General features: G+C 68.3%; 11 protein-coding genes. 1 reads left to right on the top strand and 10 read right to left on the bottom strand.

Translation table 11 applies throughout. From position 1 onward, the window contains the following. Window positions 1-25 precede the first annotated feature (25 nt). A complete protein-coding gene (rlmD, locus tag WS96_RS11815; protein WP_306454033.1) occupies window positions 26-1,330 on the bottom strand; it encodes a 23S rRNA (uracil(1939)-C(5))-methyltransferase RlmD in 1,305 nt (434 codons plus the stop codon). 318 nt (window positions 1,331-1,648) lie between these two features. Here rlmD and WS96_RS11810 point away from each other — a divergent pair, with 318 nt between their 5' ends. After that, window positions 1,649-2,503: an endonuclease/exonuclease/phosphatase family protein gene (locus tag WS96_RS11810; protein WP_059832666.1), complete on the top strand. Its 855-nt coding sequence runs from the start codon at window positions 1,649-1,651 to the stop codon at window positions 2,501-2,503. 31 nt (window positions 2,504-2,534) lie between these two features. Here WS96_RS11810 and WS96_RS11805 read toward each other — a convergent pair whose 3' ends face one another. The 9 genes from WS96_RS11805 to WS96_RS11765 form a co-directional block, all read right to left on the bottom strand. Continuing rightward, a complete protein-coding gene (locus tag WS96_RS11805; RefSeq protein WP_059832663.1) occupies window positions 2,535-3,311 on the bottom strand; it encodes a 3'-5' exonuclease in 777 nt (258 codons plus the stop codon). 3 nt (window positions 3,312-3,314) lie between these two features. Beyond that, the gene (rpoS, locus tag WS96_RS11800; RefSeq protein ID WP_034207448.1) at window positions 3,315-4,403 is read right to left on the bottom strand and encodes an RNA polymerase sigma factor RpoS; all 1,089 of its coding nucleotides are present in this window, start codon (window positions 4,401-4,403) and stop codon (window positions 3,315-3,317) included. 11 nt (window positions 4,404-4,414) lie between these two features. Next, window positions 4,415-5,305 (bottom strand): peptidoglycan DD-metalloendopeptidase family protein, encoded by an 891-nt coding sequence (locus WS96_RS11795; RefSeq protein ID WP_059832661.1) that lies wholly within the window; start codon window positions 5,303-5,305, stop codon window positions 4,415-4,417. Between the two features lie 5 nt (window positions 5,306-5,310). After that, on the bottom strand, window positions 5,311-6,243 hold the full coding sequence (locus WS96_RS11790; RefSeq protein ID WP_059832694.1) for a protein-L-isoaspartate(D-aspartate) O-methyltransferase: 933 nt from the start codon (window positions 6,241-6,243) through the stop codon (window positions 5,311-5,313). Then, window positions 6,240-7,001, bottom strand: coding sequence for a 5'/3'-nucleotidase SurE (surE, locus tag WS96_RS11785; protein WP_034207450.1), 762 nt, complete (start codon window positions 6,999-7,001; stop codon window positions 6,240-6,242). The genes WS96_RS11790 and surE overlap by 4 nt, the downstream gene beginning before the upstream one ends. A gap of 217 nt (window positions 7,002-7,218) precedes the next feature. Then, complete coding sequence (locus tag WS96_RS11780; RefSeq protein ID WP_059832659.1) at window positions 7,219-8,424, bottom strand: CaiB/BaiF CoA transferase family protein; 1,206 nt, start codon at window positions 8,422-8,424, stop codon at window positions 7,219-7,221. Window positions 8,425-8,472: 48 nt separating this feature from the next. Beyond that, a complete protein-coding gene (recR, locus tag WS96_RS11775; RefSeq protein WP_034207452.1) occupies window positions 8,473-9,069 on the bottom strand; it encodes a recombination mediator RecR in 597 nt (198 codons plus the stop codon). Between the two features lie 31 nt (window positions 9,070-9,100). Further along, window positions 9,101-9,427, bottom strand: a complete 327-nt coding sequence (locus WS96_RS11770; RefSeq protein ID WP_006482124.1) for a YbaB/EbfC family nucleoid-associated protein — start codon at window positions 9,425-9,427, stop codon at window positions 9,101-9,103. A gap of 95 nt (window positions 9,428-9,522) precedes the next feature. Then, a complete protein-coding gene (locus WS96_RS11765) occupies window positions 9,523-11,913 on the bottom strand; it encodes a DNA polymerase III subunit gamma/tau (protein WP_059832657.1) in 2,391 nt (796 codons plus the stop codon). Window positions 11,914-11,955: the final 42 nt, after the last annotated feature.

Below are 11,955 nucleotides of genomic sequence, written 5' to 3'. Positions count from 1 at the left end.
GGTTTTTTTACGTCCGCCGCCCGGCTCAGTCGCGCTCGAACAGCGCGATCGATTCGACGTGCGACGTATTCGGGAACATGTTCACGACCCCGGCGCCCTTCAGCCGGTAACCGGCCTCGTGCACGAGCAGGCCCGCATCGCGCGCGAGCGTCGACGGGTTGCACGACACGTAGACGATGCGCTTCGGCAGCGGGCCCGCGCCACTCTGCGCGATCTCGGCCAGCGCCTTCGATACCGCGAGCGCGCCTTCGCGCGGTGGGTCGATCAGGAACTTGTCGAAGGCGCCGAGCGCGCGCAGGTCATCGCCCGTCACTTCGAACAGGTTGCGGCACGCGAACGTCGTGTGGCCGTCGACGCCGTTCTCGCGCGCATTCGCGAGCGCGCGCGTCGTCAGCGTTTCGCTGCCTTCGATGCCCATCACCTCGCGCGACAGGCGCGCCAGCGGCAGCGTGAAATTGCCGATCCCGCAGAACAGGTCGAGCACGCGATCGTCGCGCGACGGCGCGAGCAGGCGCAGCGCCCGCCCCACCAGCACGCGGTTGATCTGGTGGTTGACCTGCGTGAAGTCGGTCGGCTTGAACGGCATGCGGATGCCGAATTCCGGCAGCGTGTAATCGAGCGACACGTCGAGCGGATAGAACGGCGTCACCGTGTCGGGGCCCTTCGGCTGCAGCCAGAACTGCACGTTGTGCTCGTCCGCAAACGCGCGCAGCAGTGCTTCGTCATCCGCGTTGATCGGCTCCAGCACGCGCAGCACGAGCGCGGTGACCGACGAGCCGACCGCGAGTTCGATCTGCGGCATCCGGTCGCGAATCGACAGCCCTTCGACGAGCCGGCGCAGCGGCACGAGCATTGCCGACACGTGCGGCGGCAGCACTTCGCAGCTCGTCATGTCGGCGACGTAGCTGCTCTTCTTCTCGTGGAAGCCGACCAGCACGCCGCCCTTCTTCGCCACGTTGCGCACGGTCAGGCGCGCCCGGTAGCGATAGCCCCACGACGGACCGTGGATCGGCGCGAACATCGTTTCCGCACGCAGCTTCGCCAGATGCCACAAATTGTCTTCGAGCACGCGCTGCTTGACCGCCACCTGCGCGCGCATGTCGAGATGCTGCATCGAGCAGCCGCCGCAGGTGCCGAAGAATGTGCACTTCGGCTGCGTGCGCAGCACACTCGGGCGCAGAATGTCGACTACCGTCGCCTGTTCGTAGCTCGGCTTGCGGCGATAGCTCGAATAGGTCACGCGCTCGCCCGGCAGTGCGCCTTCGACGAAGATCACCTTGCCCGGCTGACCGTCCTCGGTCATCGTGCGGCCGACACCGCGCGCTTCCATGTCGAGCGATTCGATCTCGAGAACCGGGGCGGGCCCGGGCGCGACGGGCGCGTTTTTCGATTTGCGCGCAGAAGTGGGGACGGCTTCGGACACCAGCTTTTCCTGACAAACGTTGAAGAAGGCGAGATTGTAGACGACGAAGGCCCCCGCCGCGCGCTTTGGATGAGGCAGGCGTCGAACTTGCGCACAGATGGCCTGTGGTGCGGCCGCGCCGCCTTGCAATGCGGCTGCGTGATGCACGACGTGCGGCGAGCCGAGCCGCAAATCGGCCGGGGCAACGCCCAAGCCCCGACACGCCGCCCAACAGGAGATTCGACCATGCGATTGATCGACTGGAACATCCAATGGGGTCGGGACGCGGACGGCGTCGTCGATCTTTCCCGTACCGTCGCGGCCATCCGCCAGCTCGGCGATTTCGACGTGCTGTGCCTGCAGGAAGTCACGCGCGGCTTCGACGCACTGCCCGGCCGGCCACGCACCGACCAGTTCGCCGAACTCGCGGCGCTGCTGCCCGGCTATACGATCGTCGACGCCATCGGCGCCGACCTGCCGGCCGTCCGGCCGGGCGCGCCGCGCCGCCAGTTCGGCAATGCAATCGCGACGCGGCTGCCGGTCGGGCGCGTGCTGCGCCAATCGCTGCCGTGGCCGGCCGACGCCGGCGCGCCGTCGATGCCGCGCGTCGCGCTCGACATCGAGTTGCAGGCACCCTTCGGGCCGTTGCGCGTGGTCACCACGCATCTGGAGTATTACTCGGCGCGCCAGCGGCTCGCGCAGGTCGATGCGTTGCGCGACCGGCATCGCGAGGCTTGCGCGCACGCGAACCACCCCGCTCCCGCCGAAACCGCCGAGGGGCCTTTCAGCGCGACCGGGCAACCGCGCGATGCGATCGTCTGCGGCGATTTCAACAGTGCATTCGACGGCGAGGCGCACCGGCGCTTCCTGGAGCCGATTGCCGACGCGCCGGGTTTCGTCGACGCGTGGGTCGCACGGCATCCCGGTCGCACGCCGCCGCCGACGGCCGGCGTCTACGATACGGCGCAATGGTCGGATGGACCACTCGCGTGCGATTTCGTGTTCGTGACCGACACGCTGTTGCCGCGCGTCGTCGGCTGCGAGATCGACGGCGACGTACGTGCGTCCGATCACCAGCCAGTGCTGCTCGAACTGGCCTGATCGCGCCGGTGGCGGGCACGAGCAGCCCGCGCTATGCGTCGAAGCCCGCCAGGTATTCGACCCAGTGCGCGGCCGGCTCCTGCGCAAGCGCGTTCTTCACGAGCAGGATCTCGTCCGCGTACTCGCTCGGCGTCAGGCCGCCGCGCATCAACTGGAACCGGCAATACAGCAGGTAGGTGTTGACGACGTCGGTTTCGCAATAGTTGCGGATTTCGTCGATCCGCCCGTCCTGGAACGCCGGCCACACCTGGCTGCCGTCCATCCCGAGCTTGCCCGGAAAGCCGCACAGCTTCGCGAGCGCATCGAGCGGCGCGTTGGCGCGCGCCTGATACATCGCGAGCACATCCATCAGGTCGGTATGCCGCGAGTGATAGCGCGAGATGTAGTTGTTCCACTTGAATTCGCGGTCGTCCTCGCCGAGATCCCAGTAGCGGGTGGCGGGAATGCCGTGCACGAGCGCGCGGTAATGCAGGACCGGCAGATCGAAACCGCCGCCGTTCCACGACACGAGCTGCGGCGTGTATTTCTCGATCACGCGGTAGAACGACTGGATCAGCGCGGCTTCGCCGTCCTGCGGCGTCCCGAGGGAGCGCACGCGAAAACCGTTGTTGTCGCGGAACACGCACGAGATCGCCGCGATCCGCTGCAGATGGTGCGGCAGGAAATCGCTGCCGGTCTTCTCGCGGCGCGCGGCGAATGCGTGTTCGGCCACCGCGGCATCGTCGAGCGTCGCGGGCAGGTCTTCCAGACGGCGAATGCCGTCGACATCGGGAATCGTCTCGATGTCAAAAACGAGAATCGGAGTCATCGGTTACAGAACGGCGTCCTTGCGCACGCCGTTGGAGGCGAAGAACCGCTTGAGGCGCACCAGCGCTTCCTGCTGGATCTGCCGCACGCGCTCGCGCGTGAGCCCCATCTCGTCGGCCAGTTCCTCGAGCGTCGCCGGTTCGATGTGGTTCAGCCCGAAGCGGCGCTCGATCACGTGCCGGTGCTTGTCGGACAGCCGTGACAGCCATGCGCGCGTCAACGTTTCGAGCTCGCGGTGCTGCACCTCCGCGTCGGGCGACTGGCTCTGGTCGTCGGGCAGCAGGTCGAGCAGGCTGCTCGCGGGATCGAGGTCGAGCGGCGCGTCGAGCGACGCCGTGTGTTCGTTGAGTGCGAGGATATCGGTGACTTCCTCGGCGGTCTTGCCGGTGAGATAAGCGATGTCGTCGATGCTGGCTTCGCGGCGCTCGGCCGCCTCGCCCGTCGACATCGAATTCTTTTCGAGGTGGCGCTTCGCGCGCAGCACCTGATTCAGTTCGCGGATCACGTGCACGGGCAGGCGCACCGTGCGCGCCTGGTTCATGATCGCGCGCTCGATGCTCTGCCGGATCCACCACGTCGCGTAGGTCGAGAAACGGAAACCGCGTGTCGGGTCGAATTTCTCGATCGCGTGCATGAGGCCGAGGTTGCCTTCCTCGATCAGGTCGAGCAGCGGCACGCCGCGGTTCAGATACCCCTTCGCGATACTGACGACGAGACGCAGGTTGCGCTCGATCATCACCTGCCGCGCCTCGAATTCGCCGGCCTTCGCGAGGCGCGAATAGCGCTGCTCTTCCTCGACGGTCAGCAACGGCTTCACGCTGATGCGGTTCAGGTAATGCTGGATCGTATCGGCCGTGAGCTCGGCCTGCAGCAGCGTGCGGAAATCGTCGACGTCGGGCGCCGCTTCCGGGCGGCCTTCGCGTTCGTCGTCGCCACCGTCCGCTTCGCCGTCGCGTACCTCGAGCTCACGTTCGTTTTCCGCGACGTCGTCTTCGTCGTCCGTCGAAGCAGCTACTCGCCCCACCGATGCTTGCGTGGCACGACTGATCTTCTCAGACTCGGCTTGCGGCTCGTGGCGCTTCGATTTCGGCATGGTCGTCTCGGTTATTGAGGCGGCAAATACTTCAGCGGATCGACAGGCTTACCCTGTCGGCGAACCTCGAAATGCAGCATCACGCGGTCGGCATCGCTGTTACCCATCTCGGCGATCTTCTGCCCCTTCGTTACCGCGTCCCCCTCTTTTACCATCAAAGCGCGATTGTGTGCATACGCCGTGAGGTAAGTTGCATCGTGTTTGATGATAATGAGGTTGCCGTAGCCGCGCAGACCGTTGCCGGAGTAAACGACGCGGCCGTCTGCCGCCGCCTTCACGGCCTCGCCGGCCGTCCCGCCGATATTGACACCCTTGTTCTTCGCATCGTCGAACCCGTTCAGCACGGGGCCGCGCGCGGGCCATGCGAACGTCACGGGGCCGCTCGGCGCGGCCGCCGTATCGCTCGAGCCAGTGGCCGCAGCCGGCGGCGTCGCGGCGAGTGCGGACGACGTGCCTGCGGCCGGCGTGGCCGGACCGCTGCTCAGCGGTGCAGTCGCGACCGCACCGCCGACGATCGGCGCGGTGGCCGGTACGCCCGCGACCGCAGCGCCGCCCGGCGGCGCCACGCGCAGCAACTGGTCGACTTCGATCTGGTTCGGGTTCGCCAGATTGTTCCACGACGCGATGTCGCGATAGTTCTGCCCGTTCTCGAGTGCAATCCGGTACAGCGTGTCACCCGGCTTTACGCGGTAGAAGCCCGGCGGCGGCGGGCCGAGCGGCACCGCGGGCTGTGCGGCGGCGGTCGTGCCGAGCGACCCGGAGCGGTCGACGACGGGCGCGTTGTCGAGCCGCGTCGCACAGGCGGCCAGTAACGTGGAGAACGCAGCCACACAGATCGCGCGCTGGGCGAGCGTGAGCGGTTCCCTGGATCGGTTGTTTTGCATCGCGCGCAACATACTCATCGGTTTCAAATCACTCCGGATTTTAAAGGGACAAAGAAAACGCGATCAAGCCGGGACTCTCGCCATTGCGCGTGCGCGACGCGCTCGACGAGCGTGAGCACCTGGTGCTGCCCGCTCTGCGCGCCGACCGGCGCGACGAGCCGCCCGCCGATCGCGAGCTGCTCGAGCAGCGCCTGCGGCACATCGAGCCCCGCGGCCGCGATCACGATCGCGTCGAACGGGGCCGCGGACGGCAGGCCGACACGCCCGTCGCCGTAGTGCAGACGGATGTTCGGCACGCGCAACGGCCGCAGGTTCAGCTTCGCGCGCTCGTAAAGCGGCTTGATGCGTTCAATCGAATACACGTCGTGTGCCACGTGGCTCAGCACGGCGGCCTGATAGCCGCAACCGGTGCCGATCTCGAGCACGCGCTCGAGCGTGCGGCCGGCCATCGCGAGCTCGATCATGCGAGCGACGACCGACGGCTTTGAAATGGTCTGCTGGTGGCCGATCGGCAGCGCCGAATCCTCGTAGGCCTGCGTCGCGAGGCCGGGATCGACGAACATGTGGCGCGGCACCGCGGCCATCGCGTCCAGCACGCGCGCATCGGTCACGCCGTTCGCGCGCAGGCGTTCGACCATCCGCTCGCGCACACGTTCCGACGTGAGCGCGAACGCGCCGGCCGGCGCGACGCTCGGCGCAGCCGGCTTCGGCAGCGCCGGCTTCAGCACGGTCGGCTTCGGTGCGGTCGCCGGCTTCGCGGCGGCGGCACCCGGCAGCGGCGCCCGCACGGCGGCCGGCTTCACCGCAACCGGTTTCAGCACGGCCGCGGGTTTGTCGGCGGCCTTCGACATCGCGCCCGCCGCCTGACGTTCACCGGCCCGACCTTCCGACTTGCGTGGCGCTCGCTTGAGATCTTCGAGCGCGAGCGGGAACCGCTTCGCGCGCTCGCCGCTCATGAAGCCCGCCCTCCGGCGCGCGCCCATTCGCGCGTCGCGGGCAGCATCTGCGTATGCGTGAGATCGAGCTGCAGCGGCGTGATCGACACGAAACCGTTTGCGACGGCATGGAAATCGGTGCCCTCGCTGGCGTCCAGCGCCTCGCCCGCGGCGCCGATCCAGTAAATCGGCTCGCCGCGCGGGTCGGTCTGGCGAATCACCGGCTGCGACGGATGACGCTTGCCGAGGCGCGTGACTTGCCAGCCCTTCAGTTGGTCGTACGGCAGGTTCGGAATATTGACGTTCAGCAGCGGCTGGCCGGGCAACGGGTGCGCGAGGTAGTGCGCGACGATTTCCGCGGCGACGCGCGCGGCGTCGGCCAGATGGGCCCAGCCCTTGTCGACCAGCGAGAACGCGATGGCCGGCACACCGAACATGATGCCTTCGGTGGCGGCTGCAACCGTCCCCGAATAGAGCGTGTCTTCGCCCATGTTCTGGCCGTTGTTGATGCCCGACACGACGATATCCGGCCTCGCATCGGCCATCCCGGTCAGCGCGACGTGCACCGAATCGGTCGGCGTGCCGTTCACGTAGAAGAAACCCGTACCCGCTGCGCGCTGCACCGACAGCGGCCGCGACAACGTGAGGGAATTCGACGCGCCGCTGCAGTTCTGCTCGGGCGCGATCACCGTAAGCTCGGCCAGCGGCTGCAACGCTTCGCTGAGCGCGGCGAGACCGGGGGCGAGATAGCCGTCGTCGTTGCTGAGTAGGATTCGCATCCGGCGATTGTAACCGAGGAAAGATGGCGCGAGAGCGACAGTCCGGCCACCGTGGACGGGCGGGTATACGCATGGGCGCGCGATGCGCCGCCGCACTGCGCGGCGGCGTTCTGCGCACCGGGGAAAACGCCGGGCCGCCGGCTTTTCCGCCCGGAGAAAATCGCCTCGCGGATACCATCGCCGAGCAGCCCGGCGCGAAGCGCCAGACCGGTTGCGCTCAGATCGCGCCCGCCTCGCGCAGTGCGGCAATCGCCTGCTCGTCGTAGCCGAGGCCGCGCAGCACCTCGTCGGTGTGCTCGCCGAGCGCGGGCCCGAGCCAGCGCGTTTCGCCCGGCGTGTCCGACAGCTTCGGCGTGATGTTCGGCAGCGGGATGTCGGTGCCGTCGGCCAGCTTGAAATGCTGGATCATCTGGCGCGCGACGAACTGCGGATCGGTGAACATGTCGGCGGCGCTGTAGATGCGCCCGGCCGGCACGTCGGCCGCGTTGAGCACGGCGAGCGCCTCGTCGATCGTGCGCGGCGCGAGCCACGCGGCGATCGCGTCGTCGATTTCCTGCGTGCGCGGCACGCGCCCGTCGTTTTGCGCGAGCGCGGGATCGTCGGCGAGGTCGTCGCGCTCGATCGCCTTCATCAGCCGCTTGAAGATCGGATCGCTGTTGCCGCCGATCACGATGCTGCCGTCGCGGCATGCATACGTATTCGACGGCACGATGCCCGGCAGCGACGCGCCGGTGCGCTCGCGCACCATCCCGTACACGCCGTACTCGGGCACCACGCTTTCCATCATGTTGAAGACGGCTTCATACAGTGCAACGTCGACCACCTGCCCCGCGCCGCCGTTGACCTTGCGGTGATGGAGCGCCATCAGCGCACCGATCACGCCGTGCAGCGCGGCGATCGAATCGCCGATCGAGATGCCGATGCGCGGCGGCGGCAGATCCGGATAGCCGGTGATGTGGCGCAGCCCGCCCATCGATTCGGCGATCGCGCCGAAGCCGGGCCGATCGCGGTACGGGCCCGTCTGCCCGTAGCCGGACAGGCGCACCATCACGAGGCCCGGGTTGTCGGCCGACAGCACGTCGTAGCCGAGCCCGAGCTTTTCGAGCAGGCCCGGACGGAAGTTCTCGATCACGATGTCGGCCTCGCTCGCGAGCTGCCGCGCGATCGCCTTGCCGGCGTCGGCTTTCAGATTGAGCGTGACCGATTTCTTGTTGCGCGCCTGGACCGACCACCACAGCGACGTGCCGCCCTGCTCCGGATGGAGTTTGCGCCACTTGCGCAGCGGGTCGCCGCCGTTCGGATCCTCGATCTTGATCACTTCCGCGCCGAATTCCGCGAACAGCCGCGACGCGAACGGCCCCGCGATCAGCGTTCCGAATTCGAGCACTTTGACGCCCGCGAGCGGGCCCTGGCTGACGCTCATGTGTCTCCCTGGCATGAGGAACGGCGCCGCCGGCAGGCGGCGCCCGGCTTACATCGTGCGGCGGTCGAGCATCGCGCGGGCGATGGTGCCCGCGTCGACGTACTCGAGCTCGCCGCCCACCGGCACGCCGCGCGCGAGGCGCGTGACCGCCAGCCCGCGCGCCTTGAGCGTCTGGCCGAGGTAGTGGGCGGTGGCTTCGCCTTCGTTCGTGAAGTTGGTCGCGAGCACGACCTCCTTGACGACGCCGTCGGACGCGCGCCGCACGAGGCGGTCGAAATGGATTTCCTTCGGGCCGATTCCGTCGAGCGGGCTCAGTCGCCCCATCAGCACGAAATACAGCCCGCGGTAGGTCATCGTCTGCTCGAGCATGATCTGGTCGGCAGGCGTCTCGACGACGCACAGCAGCGTCGGATCACGCTCCTCGTCGCTGCAGACCTCGCAGATCCGCGCTTCGGTGAACGTGTTGCACTTCTCGCAGTGCTGCAGGTGCTCGGTCGCGAACAGCAGGGAGCGGCCGAGCCGCTCGGCGCCCTCACGGTCGTGCTGCATCAGGTGAACCGCCATGCGCTGCGCGGATTTCGGCCCGACGCCGGGCAGCACGCGCAATGCTTCGACGAGCGCGGACAAGGCGGACGGCTGTTTCATACGGCGGCAAACAGTGACAAGGACGCCGCGCTCAGAACGGCAGCTTGAAGCCCGGGGGCAGCGGCAGGCCCGACGTCATCCCGCTCATCTTTTCCTGCGACGTTGCTTCGGCCTTGCGCACCGCGTCGTTGAACGCAGCGGCGACGAGATCCTCGAGCATGTCCTTGTCGTCCGCGAGCAGGCTCGGGTCGATCGACACGCGGCGCACTTCGTTGCGGCACGTCATCGTCACCTTGACGAGGCCGGCGCCCGACTGCCCTTCGACTTCGATGAGCGCAAGCTGCTCCTGCATCTTCTTCATGTTTTCCTGCATTTGCTGCGCTTGCTTCATCAGTCCGGCGAGGTTGCCTTTCAACATGGGAATACTCCTTCTGGATCGTGTGAAAACCGGCACGCGGCGCGTGCCGGCCATTGTGTGCGGGGCGTGATTGTGCCAGTCGCGGGGCGCTCGGTTCAATGCAGCGTCGGCGGCACGCCGTCCGGCGCCGAATCGGCGAGCGGGCGCACCGAGCCGTCGACGATGCGTGCACCGAACTCGCGCACGAGCTGCTGGACGAACGGATCGCCGTGAATCTCCTGTTCGGCCTCGCGCTGGCGCGCCGCGCGGGCGGCCGCATCGAGCGCCGCCGCGGTGCGCCGCGCAGGCCCGACCTCGACGCTCACCTCGACCGGCTTGCCGAGCGCATCGGCCAATGCCGCCTTCAATTTCGCCACCTGCGCGGCGTCCGCATACTGCGGCACCGGCACGGACAATTTCAATGCGGTCGCATCGACGGCCGTCAGCTCGCTGTTGAACGCGAGCTGGTACGCGACACCCTTCAGCGGCAGCCGCGCGGCCAGCGCCGGCCATTCGCCGTCGAAGCCGATCGGATCGAGCGCGATCGCCGGCGGCAACGGGCGCGAGTCGATCGGCGCGGCCGGACGCGCGTCCGCCGGCTTCGGCGTCACGCGCACATCGTCGGGACCGCTGTCGAATGCCGGCACGAAGCCGTCGTCGGAACCGCCGAACATCTCGTCGGCGCTGAGCGGCACGTAGTCGTCGGGCGGGATGTCTTCCCAAGGCGGCGACGGCTGACGCGAATCGGCTGCCTGCGGCGCACGGGCAACGGCACGCGGCGTCGGCACCTGGACGGCCGGACGCGGCGCAGCCGGCTTGTCGACAGCCGGCTGGGCTGCCGCCGGCTTGGCGGCGGCGCCTGCGCGGCCGCGGTCCGACGACACGCGCATCCCTGCATTGCGCAGCACGTCGAGCGCGGCGGCCGCACCGCCTGCGCGTGCCGTCGACCGCGCGGCGGCGGGCTCGGGCGATGCGGCGCGCGGCGCCGGTTCGGCCGCTGGAGCCGGTTCGTCGTTTCGCTGCACGGCGGCAACGGCAGGCGGCTCAGGTTCCTTAGGCGGCTCAGGTTCCTTGCGCGCGGGAGGCGGCATGTCGCCTGCGGGCGCCGCCTTCGCTTCCGACTGCGGCGGCTCGATCGCTGGTGCGTCGGACGCTGCCGGTGCTGCCGACTCTGCCGACTCTGCCGATGACGGGACGGCAGCCGGCTTGGCGGCCGCCCGCTCGGCTTCGTCGCTTGATGGCGCCGACGCCGCACGTGCGACCGGCGCAGCCGGCGCCGCGGCGGGCGGCCGTGCTGCGGCAGCGGGCGCGGCCGATGCCGGCTTCGCCGCAGCGGCGGGTGCCGCGGCTGCGCGCGGCGCCGGAGCCGGCACCGCACGCGGCGGCACGGACGGCTGGCCGCCCGGCGCACTGCCGGCGCCAACGGCCGGCTCGAACGCGAGCATCCGCAGCAGCGTCATCGTGAAACCGGCGTATTCGTCCGGCGCCAGCCCGAGTTCGGCGCGCCCGACGGTCGCGATCTGATAGAACAATTGAACCTGTTCGGGGCTCAGCGTCTGCGCAAAACGACGCAGATCGGCCGCTTCCGGCCATTCGTCGAGTACCGAGCCCGGCGCGAACTGCGCCCAAGCGATCCGGTGCAGCAGGCTCGCGAGATCCTGCAGCGCGGTCGAGAACGACAGGCTGCGCAGCGACATCTCGTCGGCGATCGCGAGGATTTCCGGGCCGCTGCCGACCGCGAGCGCGTCGAGCAGGCGCACCATGTAAGTCTGGTCGAGCGCGCCGAGCATGCCCGACACCGCCGACTCGGTCACCTCGTTCGCCGAATAGGCGATCGCCTGGTCGGTCAGCGACAGCGCGTCGCGCATGCTGCCCTGCGCGGCGCGCGCGAGCAGGCGCAGCGCCTGCGGCTCGAACGCGATCCGCTCTTCGCCGAGGATCCGCTCGAGATGCGACACGATGTGCCCGGCCGGCATCTGCTTCAGGTTGAACTGCAGGCAGCGCGACAGCACGGTAACGGGGATTTTCTGCGGATCGGTCGTCGCGAGGATGAACTTGACGTGCGGCGGCGGCTCTTCGAGCGTCTTCAGCATCGCGTTGAACGCGTGGTTCGTCAGCATGTGCACTTCGTCGATCATGTAGACCTTGAAGCGCGCATCGACGGGCGCGTACACCGCACGCTCGAGCAGCGCGGCCATCTCGTCGACGCCGCGGTTGCTCGCCGCGTCCATCTCGACGTAATCGACGAAACGGCCCTCGTCGATCTCGCGACAGGCGCGACACACGCCGCACGGTTGCGACGTGACGCCGGTTTCACAGTTGAGCGCCTTCGCGAAGATCCGCGACAGCGTCGTCTTGCCGACGCCGCGCGTTCCGGTAAACAGATAGGCGTGATGGAGACGCCCGCCGTCGAGCGCGTGCGTGAGCGCCCTGACGACGTGCTCCTGGCCGACGAGCGAAGCGAAATCCTTCGGACGCCACTTGCGTGCGAGAACTTGATAGGTCATCGGGAAATTGTATCAGTAACGCTGCGTCGCGCCGACACGCGA

The sequence above is a fragment of the Burkholderia sp. MSMB1835 genome (genome assembly GCF_001526365.1).
GTDB lineage: Bacteria > Pseudomonadota > Gammaproteobacteria > Burkholderiales > Burkholderiaceae > Burkholderia.
This window is presented reverse-complemented; position numbering and strand designations above follow the sequence as displayed.

Coding starts and splice junctions, on each gene's coding strand:
- rlmD (WP_306454033.1), bottom strand. CDS start 1,330: ATGGAAGCGCGCGGTGTCGGCCGCACGATGACCGAGGACGGTCAGCCG.
- WS96_RS11810 (WP_059832666.1), top strand. CDS start 1,649: ATGCGATTGATCGACTGGAACATCCAATGGGGTCGGGACGCGGACGGC.
- WS96_RS11805 (WP_059832663.1), bottom strand. CDS start 3,311: ATGACTCCGATTCTCGTTTTTGACATCGAGACGATTCCCGATGTCGAC.
- rpoS (WP_034207448.1), bottom strand. CDS start 4,403: ATGCCGAAATCGAAGCGCCACGAGCCGCAAGCCGAGTCTGAGAAGATC.
- WS96_RS11795 (WP_059832661.1), bottom strand. CDS start 5,305: ATGAGTATGTTGCGCGCGATGCAAAACAACCGATCCAGGGAACCGCTC.
- WS96_RS11790 (WP_059832694.1), bottom strand. CDS start 6,243: ATGAGCGGCGAGCGCGCGAAGCGGTTCCCGCTCGCGCTCGAAGATCTC.
- surE (WP_034207450.1), bottom strand. CDS start 7,001: ATGCGAATCCTACTCAGCAACGACGACGGCTATCTCGCCCCCGGTCTC.
- WS96_RS11780 (WP_059832659.1), bottom strand. CDS start 8,424: ATGAGCGTCAGCCAGGGCCCGCTCGCGGGCGTCAAAGTGCTCGAATTC.
- recR (WP_034207452.1), bottom strand. CDS start 9,069: ATGAAACAGCCGTCCGCCTTGTCCGCGCTCGTCGAAGCATTGCGCGTG.
- WS96_RS11770 (WP_006482124.1), bottom strand. CDS start 9,427: ATGTTGAAAGGCAACCTCGCCGGACTGATGAAGCAAGCGCAGCAAATG.
- WS96_RS11765 (WP_059832657.1), bottom strand. CDS start 11,913: ATGACCTATCAAGTTCTCGCACGCAAGTGGCGTCCGAAGGATTTCGCT.